Below are 15999 nucleotides of genomic sequence, written 5' to 3' on the forward strand. Positions count from 1 at the left end.
GGTGGGCAACGGCAGTGCCACGCCGCAGGCGTTCGGCAACGGACCGTTCATCTTCGTCCGCGGCCTGGGGGCGACGCCCGGGGACGCCGAGGACATCGCCCGGCGGGTCTCGGAGGCTGCCCGGACCGTGCTCGCCGACCGGCAGACCGAGCTCCAGGCGCCGTTGCGCACGCAGATCGAGGTGCACCTCGTCCTGGCCCCGACGCGCGCGGAAGCGCTGTCCGACGGGCCGCTCCGCGCCGCAGCCCTCGGCGGCGCGCTCGCGGTGCTGGCCAGCCTCGCCGCCGCCTACGGCTTCGAGAGCTTCGCGCTGAGCCGCGGCGCCTGGGGCAGCGAGGTGACCCGCCGCGACGGCAGGAGCAGTGCGGCGCAGGCGGGCCGGGCCGTGGCGACACCGGCGAGGGAGCGGATCGAGAGGCCGGCCACGAGCGCGAGCCGGTAGGCGAGACCTCGGACCACGCCGTGCCGACGCTGGAACAGGGTGACCTTGTTGACCGACAGCAGGGCGGCCATGTCCGGGCGGACGTCGTAGTCACCGCCCCGGTGCTCGATCACCGCGTGCGGTTCGTACCACGTGGTCCATCCCAGGTCGGCGGCGCGCAGCAGGTACTCGGTCTCCTCGCTGTAGAGGAGGAACGCCTCGTCCCACGGGCCGGCTGCCTCGACCAGTCGCCACGACACGAGCAGGGCCGCACCGGTGACCCAGCTGGCGCGGGCCGCGCGTCGGTGCGGCGCCTCGCGGAACACCATCTCGCCCACGCCGAGGCGGTCGGCGAGGTGGCCACCGAGCAGCGACTCCACGACGGCGCCGGTGAGGCTGGGGCGGCGCCGCAGCGTCGGCTGGAGCGAGCCGTCGAGGTTGACCAGCCGGGGGGCCACGACCCCGACGCCGGGACGTACGAGCCCGCGGGCCAGCGTCTCGAGGGCTCCCGGCAGCAGGCGGCAGTCGGGGTTGAGCACCAGCACGGCGTCCGGGTGGGGTGCGGACAGGGCGGCCACTCCCGCGTTGATGCCCGCCGCGTAGCCCAGGTTGGCGCCGAGGCGGACGACCCGCACCGGGAGGTCCGCGATGCCGTCCGCGAGCGCGAGGGTCTCGTCCCGCGAGTCGTTGTCGACGACCACCACCTCGGTCAGGACGACCTCGGCGGCACCCGCGTGACGGACCGAGGCCAGGCAGGACTCCAGCACGTCGGCGCTGTTGTAGGTCACGACCACGACCGCCACCCGCGGTCGTACGCCGGTCCCGGGAACCGACACCTCGCTCACGCCGATCGAGGCACCAGGTCGCGGACACGCAGCAGGTCGTCGAGGGTCCCGTCGCCCAGCTGCCGCTGGATCTGCACCAGCCGGACGAAGGTCCGCTCGAACTGCTCGCGGGTCAGCGCGTGGCGCTCCATGTCGTCGGCCAGCTGCCGGATCCCGGTCGTGACCGTCCACGACGGGGCGAACTGCGGGAGCAGCCTGCCGATCTTGGCGAAGTCGACCCGGTAGTCGCGGGTGTCCGCGGACGAGCCGGCGGCGAAGGTCACCGGAGCCCCGGTGTGCTCGGCGACCGCCTCGGCGATCGTCCGCACCTGCACGACGTCCTCGTCGCGACCGACGTTGAACGCCTGGTCGTGCACGGTCTCGCGGTCGGCCTCGAGGACGGCCAGGAAGGCGCGCGCGATGTCCTCGACGTGCACGAGCGGTCGCCACGCCGTGCCGTCGCTCTGGAGCCGGACCTCGCCGGTGGTGTGGGCCGCACCGGTCAGGTTGTTGACCACGATGTCGGCCCGCAGGCGCGGGCTGGACCCGTACGCCGTGGCGTTGCGCAGGTAGGTCGGGCTGAAGCTGTCGTCGGCGAGCGGGCGGATGAGCTCCTCGGCGAGCACCTTGCTCTCGCCGTAGGGCGTGACCGGGTTGAACGAGCTCTCCTCGGTCACCGCCTCGTCCCCGGCCGCGCCGTAGAGGCTGCACGAGGACGAGAAGACGTAGCGACCCACACCGGCCTCGCGGGCGACGCGGGCGAGGTGCGCGGCCCCACGGGCGTTGACCGAGAACGTGGCGTCGGCGTTGAGGTACCCGACCGGGTCGTTGGAGACGGCGGCGAGGTTGACGACCGCGTCGAGGCCCTCGAGCTCCTCGGGGCGCTGGTCGCGGATGTCCCCCGTGCGCGAGTGGTAGCCGTCGACGGGTGGCCCGAAGTCGCAGCCGTCGTACCAGCCGGCGTCGAGGCCGACGACGTCGTGCCCCGCCTCGATCAGCAGGGGGACCAGCACGGCTCCGACGTAGCCCCGGTCGCCTGCCACCAGAATCCGCATGCCTGTCCCCCTCGACGTCGATCGTTGGTCCGATCACACCCGACCGAGCGGTCTGCCCACCCGCCGCCGGGGTCCGTTACCCCACTTTGGGGAGCCGGGTGGACGCGGTGCGCGGCCATAGTGGGGAGGTGGACCTCCAGCTCGCGGGCCGGCGCGCGTTCGTCACCGGCGGCAGCCGAGGCATCGGGCTGGCCATCGCCCGGGCCCTGGCCCGCGAGGGCGCGGTCGTCTCCCTCGCCGCCCGCTCCCGGGAGGGCCTCGCCGAGGCCACCGACCGGATGGCGCGCGAGGGGCACGTGGTCCACGCCTACCCGGTCGACGTCACGGACCAGGCGGCGCTCGCGGACGTCGTCGCCCGGTGCGCCGAGGACCGCGGCGGGCTCGACCTGGTCGTCGCCAACGCCGGCGGGTCCCGCGGCGGCGGACTGCAGACGTCGACCCCGGAGGACTGGGTGCACACCCTCGGTCTCAACGTCGTCCACGCCGCGACCGCCATCCGCGCGGCGCTGCCGTGGCTGTCCGCCTCCGGTGAGGGTGCCGCACTGGTCATCGCCTCGGTCAGTGGCTGGAAGCCGCGGTCCGTGTCGTCGTACTCGGTCGCCAAGGCGGCCGAGATCCACCTCGCGCCGACCCTCGCGGCGGAGCTCGCCGCGGAGCGCGTCCGGGTCAACACGCTGAGCCCGGGCGCCGTCCTCGTCGAGGGCGGCCGCTGGCAGCGGACCCGGGACGCCGATCCCGAGGCGCACGAGCGCTTCGTCGCCGACAACCTCCCTGGCGGCCGCATGGTCACCCTGGACGAGGTGGCCGACGCCGCCTGCTTCCTGCTCAGCCCACGCGCCTCGGGCATCAACGGCGCCCACGTCCCCGTCGACCGCGCGCAGGACCGCTCGACCGACAGGCCGGTCTTCCCCTGACGCCGGGCGGCCTCCCCAATTCTGGGGTGAAGCGCGACCTCCCCGGATCGGCCCGTCGCGGGCGTGCCGACACTGGGACGACCCGAAGTGGGGGTGCACCCGATGTCGACCATGGCGGTCCTGACGCCGTCGTTCCGCGACGACGTCGACCTCTACCGCGAGCTCCACGCCTCGGTGCTCCGGTGCACGCCGGACGACGTCGTGCACCACGTCGTCGTGCCGCACAGGGACGCGGACCTGTTCGCGGCGCCCGACGATCCGCGGCTGCGCGTCGTGACCACGCGCACCCTGCTCCCGCGGCGCTTCGTGTCGACGTACGCCGGTGTGCGCGCCGTGCGTCGCCTGCCCGGTCTGGGCCGCGCGCTGCCCGGTGTGCAGGCGGTCAACCTCCGTCATCCGTGGCCGCCGGTCCGGGGCTGGGTGATGCAGCAGGTGCTCAAGCTCGAGCTCGTCTCCCGGCTCGACGTCGACGTGGTGCTGGTGGTCGACTCCGACGTCCGGCTGATCAGGCCGACGCGGGCCGACGACTTCGTGCGCGACGGCTCCGTCCGCTTCTACTGCGGCGCGGAGGCGATCACCACCGACATGGCGCGCCACCTCGCCTGGCAGCGCGTGTCGCGACGGCTGCTGGGGCTGCCTCCCGGGCCACCGGACCACCGCGACTACATCGCGCCCTTCATCGCGTGGGACCCCGCCGTCGTCCGCGGCCTCCAGCGTCGCATCGAGGCAGCGACGGGGTTGCCGTGGATCGACGCCGTCGCCCGCGAGCTGCACGTCTCCGAGTTCATGCTCTACGGCTGCTTCGTGGAGAACCTCGGCCCGGAGACCGACCGGGCCTTCACCTCGTCCGACTCCCGCTGCCGGTCGTGGTGGGAGACCTGGCCGCTCGACGAGGAGCGCGCCCGCGACTTCGTCGACTCCATCGGGCCGAGCGACCTCGCGGTGCACGTGCAGTCGGCCTCGCACACCTCCGACGAGGTCCGCGCCTGGGTGATGGAGTCGGCGGACCGTCGCGCCCGCGCGGACGCCTGATCCCCCCCGGACGCGCTCAGTCCGCGGTGCCGTCGGCGAGCCGCGCGAGGTCCGCGGCCCGCTCCGACCACGAGCAGTCGGTCACGGAGGCGCGCAGGGCCGCGCCGTCGCGACGCGCCTCGAGGGCCTGCCGGGCGAGCTCGGGGAACCGCTCCCGGTCGGCGGCGACGGTGATGCGGTCGCGGTAGGCCTCCACCTCGGGGTAGGACGTGCTCACCACGTGCAGGCCGAGCGCGAGGTACTCCTTGAGCTTCACCGGGTTGGCGAACCGGATCCACTCGTTGTCGAGCCACGGCATCAGGGCGACGTCGAAGCCCCGGCCGAGCGACGGGATCTCCGCGTAGGGCCGGTAGCCGAGCCAGCGCACGTTGGGCAGGGCCGTCAGTGGCGCCATGTCGCACGTCGCGTCGCCCACCAGCACCACGCTGACGTCCGGGTTCTCCGCGGCCGTACGACGCAGCAGCTCCACGTCCACGACGTAGTCGTCGAGCCCGCCGAAGAAGCCCAGCACCGGCGCGGGGACGTCCGCCAGCTCGGGGTGCACTCCCCCGTCGGGCGAGAAGTGCGTTAGGTCGACGCCGTGGTCGAGGAAGGCCCCGCGAGCCCCGACCACGTCGACGTCCAGCTTCATCAGCTCGTGGCTCACGTAGAGCACGCGGTCGCTGTGACGGAGCAGGGCGTCCTCCAGCCCCGACACCCAGGCGCCGTCCGCACCCGGGAACGCCGAGTGGAGGTCCGAGCGGTTGAAGATGAGCGAGGAGCGTCGCATCGACCGCGCGACGGGCCAGCCCGTGGGGATCGTGACGCCCACGTGCGGCGCCCGGCCGACGCCGACGAGCCGGGCGACGAGGCGGACCTGCTGACGGACCAGCCAGGCGTTGAACCGCGCCCCCGCCGTGTCGCCGTACAGCGGGAGCATGACGGGCGTCATCACGTGGAAGCCCGGAAGGTCGGGCACCGGTCGCCGGACGAGCTTGGCCATGCTGCGCAGCTTGCGGACGATGCGGCGGCCGGCGTGGCTGGTCGTGCCGGGTGTGGGCAGGCGCAGGCCGAGGCTGTTGACCACCAGCACCGGGCGGTGCCGGGCCATCTCGCGCATCAGCTGGAAGTCCGAGTGGGCCTGGTTGTGGTACCACCAGTCCTGCGCGGCGAACCACACGAAGCCCGGCCGCTCCGACCGGCCGGGCCGCCGCCGGTCCCTGGCACGTCCGATCACTGGCCCTCCTCTGCTCCGGACGATCGTGCCGGTGCGCGGCGGGCACCCACGCACGGCGCGACCGCGCGTACCCAGTTCTCGGGACGTCCCGCGACGGCGTACCGAAATGTCGGTGTTCCGGACGACGTACGCGGCCCGCGCGCCGCCTGCACCCCCACCCTCAGGGGTAGGACGCGGTGGCAGCGTCCCATGGGAGGAGCAGGACGTGACGAGCGTGAGCAGCGTCGCCGTCATCGGGGCGGGACCCTACGGGTTGTCCCTCGGCGCGCATCTGCAGGCAACAGGGGCGGACTTCCGCATCTTCGGTCGACCGCTCGACACGTGGCGCACCGCGATGCCGCGGGGGATGCACCTCAAGTCGGACGGCTTCGCCTCCAACCTGTCGGCACCGGGAGCCGGGTCGACGCTGGCCGACTACTGCACCGACCGCGGCCTGCCCTACCACCCGACCGACCTGCCGGTGCCGCTCGCGCGGTTCGTCGACTACGGCATGGACTTCCAGCGCCGCCACGTCCCCGACCTCGAGCAGACCGACGTGCGCACCGTCGAGCACGACGACCGGCGGTTCCGGATCTCGCTGGTCTCGGGCGAGGAGCTGGTGGCCAGGCGGGTCGTCGTCGCGACCGGCATCACCCACTTCGCCTCGATGCCCCGTCAGCTCGCCCACCTGCCGACCGATCTCGTGACGCACGCCAGCGCGCACCACGACCTCTCGCGCTTCGCCGGCCAGCGCGTCACCGTGGTCGGCGCCGGGGCGTCCGCCGTCGTGGTGGCGGTGAACCTCGCCCGTGCCGGCGCCCGGCCCACGCTCGTCGCCCGGTCACCGGTCGTGCGCTTCAGCGGCGCACCGGGTGGTCCGCGGTCCGTCGCGGCGCGCCTGCGCCAACCCGGCTCCGGGCTCGGTCCCGGCTGGCGGTCACGCGTGAGCTGCGACGCACCGGACCTGTTCCGCGTGATCCCCTCGCGCTGGCGACCCGAGATCGTGCGCCGCCATCTCGGCCCGAGCTCGGCCTGGCACCTGCGGGAGGACTTCGAGGCGACCGTCGACGTGCTGACCGGACGCGTCCTGCTCGACGCCGACGAGGTGGGCACCGGCGTACGGCTGGCCCTCAGCCGGCACCGGGACGACCCGTCCGGGTGCGGCACCGTCGTGCACGCCGACCACGTCATCTGCGCCACGGGCTACCGCGCGGACGTGCACCGGCTGCCCTTCCTCGCGCCGGGCGTGCTCGCCGGCCTGCGCACGGTCGGTGCCTCGCCGTCCCTGTCACGGTCCTTCGAGAGCTCGGTGCCGGGCCTCTACTTCCTGGGGCTCCCGGCAGCGGTGTCCTTCGGCCCGCTCATGCGGTTCATGTACGGCGACGCGTTCGCGTCGCGCCGACTCGTCCGCGCCCTGCGCGAGGCCGCACGGTGAAGGTGACCGGGGTCCGCCGCGGCGGCGGTCCGGTGCTGCACCTGTTCGCCGGCGCGGGCGGCGACGCCGACGAGCTGTCCGCGCTGGTCGCCGCGCTCGCGGGCGACCCGACCGTGGTCGCCCACGTGCCGGTCCGCGGGGCGGCGGCCGTCGGGTCGGTCGGCGCCATGGCGACCACCGCCGCCGCGCACGTCCGTGCGACGCAGCCGACCGGGCCCTACCGGCTCATCGGGTACTCCTTCGGCGGCCTGGTGGCCCTCGAGGTCGGCCGGCTGCTGCGCGAGGACCGCCACGAGGTCGAGCTGGTGGGTCTCGTCGACACGTTCTTCGACCAGCGCTTCTGGCCCGCGTCGCTCTTCGTGCGAGCGTCCGCACGCCGTACGTCCGTGCACCTGCGCTCCGCCCTCGCCGGCCCTCCGGGCGTCGCGGCGCGCGAGGTCGGTGACCGCGCCGTACGGCTCGGGGCGCGCGTGGTGCGCCGGGTGCGCCCGACGCCGTCGGCGCGTGCCGCGGACGCAGGTGAGCTGTCGGTGCAGGACGCGAACGTCGCCGTGATGGCCCAGTGGGAGCCGCACACCTTCGCCGGACCGACCACGCTCTTCACCGCCTCGGACGCCGACTTCGGCTGCGACCTCGACGAGCTGTGGCGGCCGTGGCTCCCCGACCTCGCGGTCCGCCGGGTGGCGGCGGACCACCGGACCCTCCTCAGCAGTCCGGCCTCCGTCGCACAGCTCGCCGACGAGATCGACGCGGCGCTCGGGACCGCACCCCGACCGCTCCGGGTGCTCGTGGCGACGACCTTCGGATGGCCGGGCGCCGCCCGGCTGGCCGAGCAGCTGGTCGCCACCGGCTGCACGGTGCAGGCGGTCGCCCCGCGCACCAGTCCCGTCCACGGCCTCGGGTCGCTCGAGCGCGTCCACCGGCTGTCGCTCACGGCACCGCTGCGGAGCCTGGCCGCCGCCGTGGAGGCCTCGCGTCCGGACCTCGTCGTGCCCTTCGACGACCGGACCCGGCAGGCCCTCGAGCGCGCGCGGACGGCCGCGGATCCGGGCACCGCCGCCGGATCGCGGCTGCGCGCGGTGCTGGACCGCTCGCTCGGGGCGCCGGGTGACGTCGGATCTGTGTACTCACGCGCACGGCTCATGGAGGTCGCCGCCGCAGCCGGGATCCCCTGCCCGGAGACGGTCGTGGTGCGGTCCGAGTCCGAGGTCGAGGACTGGTTCGCCACCCACCCGGGGCCGGGCGTCCTCAAGACCGACGGGAGCTGGGGAGGGCGTGGCGTCACGATGGCCCCCGGTGTGTCGGAGGCACGCCGGGCGTGGCGGACGATGAGCCGGCCACCGCCGCTCCACCGGGCACTCAAGCGCCTCGTCGCCGAGCGGGATCCGTGGGCGTTGCGGGCCCTGCTGCTCGGCGCCCGACCCGTCGTCTCGATCCAGCCGATGGTCGAGGGACGGCCGGCCAACTCGGCGGTGGCGTGCCACGAGGGGACGGTCCTCGCAGCCGTGCACGTGGAGGTGCTGGAGAGCGTCGGGCCGACGGGGCCGGCCACGCGGGTGCGGCTCGTCGAGCACGCCGACATGACCTACGCGGCGAAGTCGGTGGTCGCGGCGCTGCGGCTGTCCGGCCTGTGTGGCCTCGACTTCGTGGTCGACCGGGCCGGCACGGCCCACCTGCTGGAGCTCAACCCACGGGCGACACCGACGGCGCACCTGGTCGGTGCCGACGGCGCGGATCCCCTGTCCGCCCTGCGCGCCGCGCTCGGGCACGAGCTCCCCTTGCAGCGGGAGTCGCCCCGCCCGGGCGACCTCGTCGTCTCCCTGACGAGCCCCGCACCGACGGACGCGCCGGCTGCCCGGCGTCGTACCCACTTCTGGCTACCCTCCCCCCGACTCCCGCGCGTGGCAACGTCCATTGGCGAGGGTGATGGCTCCACCGTCGTGACCACCAGGGGGAGCTCGTGACCGCACCGCTGTGCCGCCTCTGCTCGGCGGAGCTGCGCCGGACCTTCGTCGACCTGGGGATGTCGCCGCCGTGCGAGAGCTACCTCGCCGCGGACCAGCTCGATGCCGGCGAGACCTTCTACCCCCTCCACGTACGGGTGTGCGAGCAGTGCCTGCTCGTCCAGCTCCCGGTCCACGTGTCGGCCGAGGACATCTTCAGCGACTACGCCTACTTCTCCTCCTACTCCGACTCGTGGGTGCGTCACGCCCGCGACTTCGTCGACCTCGCCCAGGCCCGGCTCGGCCTGGACCGGGACTCGTTCGTCGTGGAGGTGGCCAGCAACGACGGCTACCTGCTGCAGCACAGCGTGGCGAAGGGGATCCGGTCGCTCGGGATCGAGCCCGCGGCCAACGTCGCCGAGGCGGCCGTCGCCCGCGGCGTGCCCACCGAGGTGCTGTTCCTCGGCGAGGAGACCGGCCGCAAGGTCGCCGAGATCCACGGCCGTGCCGACCTCGTCGTCGCCAACAACGTGTTCGCCCATGTGCCGGACATCGTCGACTTCGCCCGCGGGCTCCGCGCGCTGGTGGCCGAGGACGGGCACGTCACCATCGAGATCCCGCACCTGCTCCGGCTGATCGAGGGCAACGAGTACGACACGATCTACCACGAGCACTTCTCCTACCTCTCCCTGCTGACGACGCAGAGGGTCCTGGCCGAGGCCGGTCTCACGGTCGTCGACGTGCAGGAGCTGAGCAGCCACGGCGGGTCGCTGCGAACCTGGTCCGCCCCGACCGAGCGCGCCGGCGCGCCCACCGGTGCGGTGGCGAAGGTGCTCGCGGACGAGGCGGCCGCCGGGCTCGACACGGTGGACGGCCACGCGGGCTTCGCCGAGCGCGTGAGCCGGGCCCGCGACGACTTCGTCGAGTTCCTCGTCGGCGAGCGCCGCGCCGGTCGTCGGGTGGCCGCCTACGGCGCACCCGGCAAGGGCAACACCCTGCTCAACCACTGCGGCGTCCGCGGCGACCTGATCTCCTTCGCGGTCGACCGCAACCCGCACAAGCACGGGCGTTTCCTGCCCGGCACGCACATCCCGATCAGCCCCGTGGAGCGGCTGGCCGACGAGCGGCCGGACACGATCGTGGTGATGCCGTGGAACCTGCGTACGGAGATCACCCACCAGCTCGAGTACACCCGCGAGTGGGGGGCGAGGCTGGTCGTCGCCCTCCCCCACCTCGAGGTCTTCTGAGGCGACGGGAGGAAGGGACACCCATGAAGGTCGTGCTGTTCTGCGGCGGGCTCGGGATGCGGATGCGTGCCGACAACCAGTCACTGCCCAAGCCGATGATGCCGATCGGCTCGCGCCCGGTGCTGTGGCACGTCATGCGCTACTACGCGCACTTCGGGCACACCGAGTTCGTGCTGTGCCTCGGCTACGGCGGGCAGGCGGTGAAGGACTACTTCCTCGACTACCGCGAGACCGCGTCCAACGACTTCGTGATCACCAAGGGCGGCAGCCACGTCGAGATGCTCAGCACCGACATCAGCGACTGGACGATCAGCTTCATCGACACCGGCATGGACACCGCGATCGGCGAGCGGCTGCGGCGCGTGCGGCCCCACCTCGAGGGCGACGAGCTCTTCCTCGCCAACTACGGCGACGTCCTCACGGACGCGCCGATGAACGACATGGTGGACGCGTTCGTGGACTCCGGGTGCGTCGCGCAGTTCATCGCGGTCAGGCCGCAGGACTCCTTCCACGTCGTGCAGTACGACGATGCGGGCAGGGTCTCCGGGCTGGTCCCGGTCGCCGACATGGACATGTGCATCAACGGGGGCTACTTCGTCCTGCGTCAGGCGATCTTCGACTACCTCGACGAGGGCGACGACCTCGTGATGGACGGGTGTGTGAAGGCGGCCCGCGACGGGCTCGTGCGGGCCGTGCCCCACGACGGGTTCTGGGCCCCGATGGACACGCTCAAGGAGCGTGCCGCGCTGGAGGGGATGTACAGCCGCGGCATCAGCCCGTGGGCGCTGTGGCGGACTCCCACCGGAGCGCACTCCCCCGTCCCCGTCGTCGCCGACGCCGCGCCCGCCCGGCACTGAGCCGGCGCGCCGTGATCGCCTTCACCGCCGACCAGCCGCTCCACGTCCTGTGCGTCGGGGCGCACCCCGACGACATCGAGATCGGGTGCGGCGGGACCCTGCTCACCCTCGCGGCTTGTGCGTCGACGACGTTCACGGCCATCGTCATGACCGGGGACGAGGTGCGGGAGAAGGAGTCCCGCCTCGCCTTGGACCTCCTCGCGCCGGGCGTGACGGCCCACTTCGCCCACCTCGACGACGGCCGGCTGCCCGCGTGCTGGTCGGAGGTGAAGCAGGCGCTCGAGGACCTCGCCCGCACCTGCCGGCCCGACGTCGTGCTGGCCCCGCGCCGTGACGACGCCCACCAGGACCACGCGCTCCTCGGGGGTCTCGTCGGCACCGTGTGGCGCGACGCCGTCGTGCTCCACTACGAGGTGGCCAAGTGGGACGGCGACATGGGCTCGCCCACCACCTACGTCGCCCTGACCGACGACGTCGCCCGGCGCAAGGTCGAGGTGCTGGACGCGTGCTTCGACAGCCAGCTCGGTCGCGACTGGTGGGACGACGAGGTCTTCCTCGGACTCATGCGGCTGCGCGGCGTCGAGTGCCGGTCCCGCTACGCCGAGGCGTTCTACTGCTCCAAGCTGCTGCTCGGGCTCGCGCCGTGACCGCGACGGCGACCGCCCCGTCGCCCACCGGCGGATCCACCCCGGCCGAGCGCATGCGGGCCTGGATGACCGCGGCCTACCCGATCTGCCGCAGCATCTCCGGCGACGGCGTACGCGGCACGCTCGACCTGCTCGCCGACGTGCTGCCGGACGGAGCCACGCTGGAGCGGACCGGGGTCCCGTCGGGGACACAGGTCTTCGACTGGACCATTGCCGACGAGTGGAACGTCCGCGAGGCGTGGGTGCGCGGCCCGGACGGGCAACGGGTCGTCGACCTCGCCGACCACACGCTGCACCTGGTGGGCTACAGCGCGCCCGTGCACGCGCGCGTCCCGCTGGAGGAGCTGCGCCGCCACCTGCACAGCCTCCCGGACCGTCCCGACTGGATCCCCTACCGGACCAGCTACTACCACCGGGACTGGGGATTCTGCCTCCGCCACCGTGACCTGCAGGGTCTGCCACCGGGCGACTACGAGGTGCTCGTCGACGCGACCCTCGAGCCGGGCGAGCTCGTCTACGGCGAGGTCGTGCTGCCGGGCAGCACCGACGGGGAGGTGCTCGTCAGCTCGCACGTGTGCCACCCCTCGCTCGCCAACGACAACCTCTCGGGCCTCGCCGTGGCGACCGAGCTGCTCCGCCTGCTCGCCGCCCGTCCGGAGCGCCGCCACACCTACCGCTTCCTCTTCGCCCCCGGGACCATCGGCTCCCTCACCTGGCTGAGCCGCAACACCGACCGCCTGGACCGCATCCGCCACGGCCTCGTGATCACCGGGCTCGCCGGCGGCGGTCCGCTGGTCTACAAGCAGACGCTCCGCGGGACCCGGACCGTCGACGACGCCGCGGCGCACGTCGTCCGCGCCCGTGGCGGCGAGGTGCGCCCGTACGCACCGTGGGGCTACGACGAACGCCAGTTCAACGCGGTCGGGTTCGACCTGCCCGTCGGTCGGCTGACCCGCACGCCGCACGGCGAGTACCCGGAGTACCACACGTCGGCCGACGACCTCGCGTTCGTCGGCGACGACGAGCTCGTGGACGCCCTCGACGCGCTCGTGGAGATCGTCGACGTGCTGGAGGGCGACGCGACGTACGCCAACCTCAGTCCGTTTGGCGAACCCCAGCTGGGGCGGCACGGCCTCTACCCCACGACGGGCGGGCACTCGGCCGACCAGGAGGTGATGGCGATGCTGTGGACGCTCGGGCTGTCCGACGGGATCACGTCGCTGCTCGAGGTGGCCGCGCGGTCCGGCCTGCCCTTCGCCGACGTGCGGGCGGCCGCCGACCGCCTGTGCGCGGCGGGCCTGCTCGGCCCGCGCCCTCAGGCGGAGCGGTCCGCCACGAACCGCGCGAGCGACCCGATCGAGCCGAAGACGTCGCCGGTGAAGTCCTCGTCCTCGACCGTCACGCCGTAGGAGGACTCGAGCGTCGTCGCCAGCTCGAGCACGGACAGCGAGTCGAGCTCGGGCAGCGCCCCGAACAGCTCGGTGTCCGCCGTCAGCTCGCGGCGCCGGCGCTCGTCGAGGCCCAGCACGTCGGCCAGCAGGTCGCTGATGCCGGGCACCAGGTCGGCGTGGTTGAGGGAGGTCGACATCGTCGTCACGTCCGTTCTGTGGAGCTGGTCGGTCGGGTGGGTCTCACACCAGCACCTCGCGTGCCGGAGGGTGTCCGAGGAAGTCGGCGGGGCTGGCCGTCGCGCCGTAGGCGCCGGACTGGAAGACGACGACGAGGTCGTCGACCTCGACCTCCGGCAGCTCGACGTCGCTGCCCAGCAGGTCGAGGGGGGTGCACAGGCAACCGACGACGTGCGCAGGCTCCCGCGCCCCGGGGTCGAGGCGGTCGCCGACCACCAGGGGGTAGTTGCGCCGGATCACCTGCCCGAAGTTCCCCGTGGCGGCCAGGTGGTGGTGCAGCCCGCCGTCGACGACGACGTAGCGCTGCCCGCGCGACCGCTTCACGTCGACCACCCGCGAGACGTAGACCCCGCACTCGCCCACCACGTACCGGCCGAGCTCGAGCACGACGTCGGCGTCGGGCAGGGCGGGTGCGACCTCGGCCGACAGCAGGTCCGCGAGGTGCGCCCCCACGCGGGCGAGGTCGACCGGCTCGTCCTTCTCGAAGTAGGGGATGCCGATCCCACCGCCGAGGTTGAGGTAGGTCACCGGCTGCGTCGCCTTGTCGGCCAGGCGGAGCAGCAGCTCGACGGTGTGGGTGTGCGCGGTGACGAGCAGGTCCGCGCTCAGGTTCTGCGACCCGGCGAAGACGTGGAAGCCGAGGAGGTCGACGTCGCGGTCGGCGGCGTCGCTGAGCACCCCGGGCACCTCTTCGGCGTCGATCCCGAACTGCTGCGGTCCGCCGCCCATCCGCATCCCTGATCCGCGCACGGCGAAGTCGGGGTTCACCCGCAGCGCCGCGCGCGGGCGTACGCCGACGCGCTCGCCGGCGAGCACGAGGCGGTCGAGCTCGCCGACCGACTCGACCTCGACGAGCACTCCCGCGGCGACGGCCTGCACCAGCTCGGTCGTCGTCTTGCCCGGTCCGGCGAAGCTGACCCGGGCGGTCGCCGTGCCGGTGTCGAGCGCGACCTGCATCTCGTGCGCCGACGCGACGTCGAGCCAGTCGACGCGACGCGCGACGTGCTGCACGACCGCCGGCATCGGGTTGGCCTTGACGGCATAGCCGAGCTGCAGCCGGCCGGGAAGTGCGGCGCGCAGCTCGTCCAGCCGCCGGTCGAGGAGCGACCGGTCGTAGGCGAAGAACGGCGTGGAGCCCACGCGGTCGGCCAGTCGTCGCAGGGGAACGCCGCCGACCACCAGCTCGCCCCCGTCGGCGCCGAACGTCGCGACGTGGTGCTCGGCCCTCATGGCGTCAGCTCCGCCCGGATGCGGGTGCGGTCGAACTTGCCGTTGGGCGAGCGGGGCAGCTCGCCGACGTCGCGGATCTCGCTGGGCACCATGTACGCCGGCAGTGCCTGCCGGAGGATCCTCCGCAGCCGGTCCGGGTCGAAGGCGTCCGGACCCACCGGTGCCACGACGAGCACGATCCGCTCACCCAGCCGCTCGTCGGCCACCCCCAGGGCGACGGCGTCGCGCACCAGCCCGGAGTCGTAGGCGACCTCCTCGACCTCGGTCGGGCTGACGCGGTAGCCCGAGGTCTTGATCATGTCGTCCGTGCGGCCCACGAAGTAGAGGAAGCCCTCGTCGTCGGTCCGCACGGTGTCGCCCGACCACACCGCGAGCTCGGGCTGCCGCCACTCGCCGGGCTCCCCCGGCAGCGGCCGGAAGCGCTCGGCGGTGCGCACCGGGTCGTTCCAGTAGCCCTGGGCCACCAGCGGTCCCCGGTGGACGAGCTCGCCCTCCTCCCCCGGTCCGGCCGGGCTGCCGTCGGGGCGCACGACGAGGATCTCCGCGTCGGGGATCGCACGACCGATCGAGTCCGGGCGCGCGTCGACCTCACGTGGGTCGAGGTAGGTGGACCGGAACGCCTCGGTGAGGCCGTACATGAGGTACGGCTCGGCGCCGGGGAACAGCCGGCGCAGCGCGTCGAGGGTGGTCCGTGGCATCCGGCCACCGGTGTTGGCGACGTAGCGCATCGACGCCCGCGCGCGGGCCGACCACTCGGCGTCGACCAGCTGGATCCACAGCGGCGGCACGCACGTGAGCCCCGTGACGGCGTGCTCCTCGCAGAGCCTGGCGACGTCGCGTGCGAAGACGTAGTTGGCCAGGACGACGTGGGCGCCGACGGCGAAGGAGGTGGTGAGCTGGCTCAGCCCCGCGTCGAAGCTGATCGGGAGCGCTGCCAGGACGACGTCGTCGGCGGTGTTGCCGAGGTAGCTGCTGACACTCTCCGCCCCGACCATCAGGTTGCGGTGGCTGAGCACGACGCCCTTCGGGCTGCCGGTGCTGCCGGACGTGTAGAGGATCGCCGCGAGGTCCAGGTCGACACCAGGCGGGCGCGGGTCCACCGGCGCCGCGTGCCCGAGGTCTGCCCACCCGCGCACGTCGATGTCGGCACCGCTGCCGACGTGCGGGTCGACCTCGTCGACCAGCACCACGGTCCGCAGTGCCGTGCACCGCTTGACCGCGTCGGCGACCACGCCCCAGCGCGCGGCCGTGGTGACCAGCACCGACACGCCGCAGTCGTCGAGCACGTGCGCCACCTGCTCGGGCTTGGACACCGGGTTGACGGGCACGAAGACGGCGCCCGCGGCGGAGGTGCCCCAGAGCGCCACCACGGTCTCGACCCGCTTCTCGGCGAACACCGCCACCCGCTCGCCGCGGGCGACCCCCAGCGCCCGGAGCCCACCCGCGGCCCGCAGCACGCGGTCGGCGAGGTCGGCGTAGGACACCGTGCACCCGTCGTGGGTCAGTGCCGGCGCCGTGCCGCGCACGCTCGCCTGCTCGAGCAGCATGTGGTGCAGGTGCGTCTTCATCCC

14 protein-coding genes are annotated in these 15999 nt (G+C 73.5%); 8 read left to right on the plus strand and 6 right to left on the minus strand.

The window, feature by feature from the left end; genetic code table 11:
• Positions 1 to 288: 288 nt before the first annotated feature.
• Positions 289 to 1266, minus strand: coding sequence for a glycosyltransferase family 2 protein (locus JI751_RS21075; RefSeq protein ID WP_201936874.1), 978 nt, complete (start codon positions 1264 to 1266; stop codon positions 289 to 291).
• The gene (locus JI751_RS12905; protein WP_201936876.1) at positions 1263 to 2300 is read right to left on the minus strand and encodes an NAD-dependent epimerase/dehydratase family protein; all 1038 of its coding nucleotides are present in this window, start codon (positions 2298 to 2300) and stop codon (positions 1263 to 1265) included. The genes JI751_RS21075 and JI751_RS12905 overlap by 4 nt, the downstream gene beginning before the upstream one ends.
• 128 nt (positions 2301 to 2428) lie before the next feature.
• Between JI751_RS12905 and JI751_RS12910 the strand changes: the two genes are divergently transcribed.
• The gene (locus JI751_RS12910) at positions 2429 to 3214 is read left to right on the plus strand and encodes an SDR family NAD(P)-dependent oxidoreductase (RefSeq protein ID WP_201936878.1); all 786 of its coding nucleotides are present in this window, start codon (positions 2429 to 2431) and stop codon (positions 3212 to 3214) included.
• Positions 3215 to 3316: 102 nt separating this feature from the next.
• On the plus strand, positions 3317 to 4246 hold the full coding sequence (locus JI751_RS12915) for a DUF6492 family protein (RefSeq protein WP_201936880.1): 930 nt from the start codon (positions 3317 to 3319) through the stop codon (positions 4244 to 4246).
• Between the two features lie 16 nt (positions 4247 to 4262).
• Here JI751_RS12915 and JI751_RS21890 read toward each other — a convergent pair whose 3' ends face one another.
• Positions 4263 to 5462 carry a glycosyltransferase gene (locus JI751_RS21890; protein ID WP_201936882.1) on the minus strand — a complete coding sequence of 400 codons (1200 nt, stop codon included), beginning with the start codon at positions 5460 to 5462 and terminating at the stop codon, positions 4263 to 4265.
• A 205-nt stretch (positions 5463 to 5667) separates the two neighbouring features.
• Between JI751_RS21890 and JI751_RS12925 the strand changes: the two genes are divergently transcribed.
• The 6 genes from JI751_RS12925 to JI751_RS12950 are packed head-to-tail and all read left to right on the plus strand — an operon-like array spanning position 5668 to position 12979.
• The gene (locus tag JI751_RS12925) at positions 5668 to 6876 is read left to right on the plus strand and encodes an NAD(P)-binding domain-containing protein (RefSeq protein ID WP_201936898.1); all 1209 of its coding nucleotides are present in this window, start codon (positions 5668 to 5670) and stop codon (positions 6874 to 6876) included.
• Positions 6873 to 8840 (plus strand): thioesterase domain-containing protein, encoded by a 1968-nt coding sequence (locus tag JI751_RS12930; RefSeq protein ID WP_201936900.1) that lies wholly within the window; start codon positions 6873 to 6875, stop codon positions 8838 to 8840. The genes JI751_RS12925 and JI751_RS12930 overlap by 4 nt, the downstream gene beginning before the upstream one ends.
• Entirely contained in the window at positions 8837 to 10066 is a 1230-nt protein-coding gene (locus JI751_RS12935; RefSeq protein WP_307814171.1) for a class I SAM-dependent methyltransferase, read from the plus strand. Before JI751_RS12930 ends, JI751_RS12935 begins: the two co-directional genes overlap by 4 nt.
• Positions 10067 to 10089: 23 nt before the next feature.
• Entirely contained in the window at positions 10090 to 10923 is an 834-nt protein-coding gene (locus tag JI751_RS12940) for a sugar phosphate nucleotidyltransferase (RefSeq protein WP_201936902.1), read from the plus strand.
• Between the two features lie 11 nt (positions 10924 to 10934).
• Positions 10935 to 11570, plus strand: a complete 636-nt coding sequence (locus tag JI751_RS12945) for a PIG-L deacetylase family protein (protein WP_201936911.1) — start codon at positions 10935 to 10937, stop codon at positions 11568 to 11570.
• Entirely contained in the window at positions 11567 to 12979 is a 1413-nt protein-coding gene (locus JI751_RS12950; RefSeq protein ID WP_307814174.1) for a DUF4910 domain-containing protein, read from the plus strand. Before JI751_RS12945 ends, JI751_RS12950 begins: the two co-directional genes overlap by 4 nt.
• Here JI751_RS12950 and JI751_RS12955 read toward each other — a convergent pair.
• The 3 genes from JI751_RS12955 to JI751_RS12965 are packed head-to-tail and all read right to left on the minus strand — an operon-like array spanning position 12886 to position 15996.
• On the minus strand, positions 12886 to 13158 hold the full coding sequence (locus JI751_RS12955; RefSeq protein ID WP_201936913.1) for an acyl carrier protein: 273 nt from the start codon (positions 13156 to 13158) through the stop codon (positions 12886 to 12888). The genes JI751_RS12950 and JI751_RS12955 overlap by 94 nt on opposite strands.
• A 43-nt stretch (positions 13159 to 13201) precedes the next feature.
• Positions 13202 to 14428, minus strand: coding sequence for a pyridoxal-dependent decarboxylase, exosortase A system-associated (locus JI751_RS12960; RefSeq protein ID WP_201936922.1), 1227 nt, complete (start codon positions 14426 to 14428; stop codon positions 13202 to 13204).
• Positions 14425 to 15996, minus strand: a complete 1572-nt coding sequence (locus JI751_RS12965; RefSeq protein ID WP_201936927.1) for an acyl-CoA ligase (AMP-forming), exosortase A system-associated — start codon at positions 15994 to 15996, stop codon at positions 14425 to 14427. The genes JI751_RS12960 and JI751_RS12965 overlap by 4 nt, the downstream gene beginning before the upstream one ends.
• Positions 15997 to 15999 lie beyond the last annotated feature (3 nt).

The sequence above is a fragment of the Nocardioides baculatus genome (assembly GCF_016735675.1).
In the GTDB taxonomy this organism is placed as follows: domain Bacteria; phylum Actinomycetota; class Actinomycetes; order Propionibacteriales; family Nocardioidaceae; genus Nocardioides; species Nocardioides baculatus.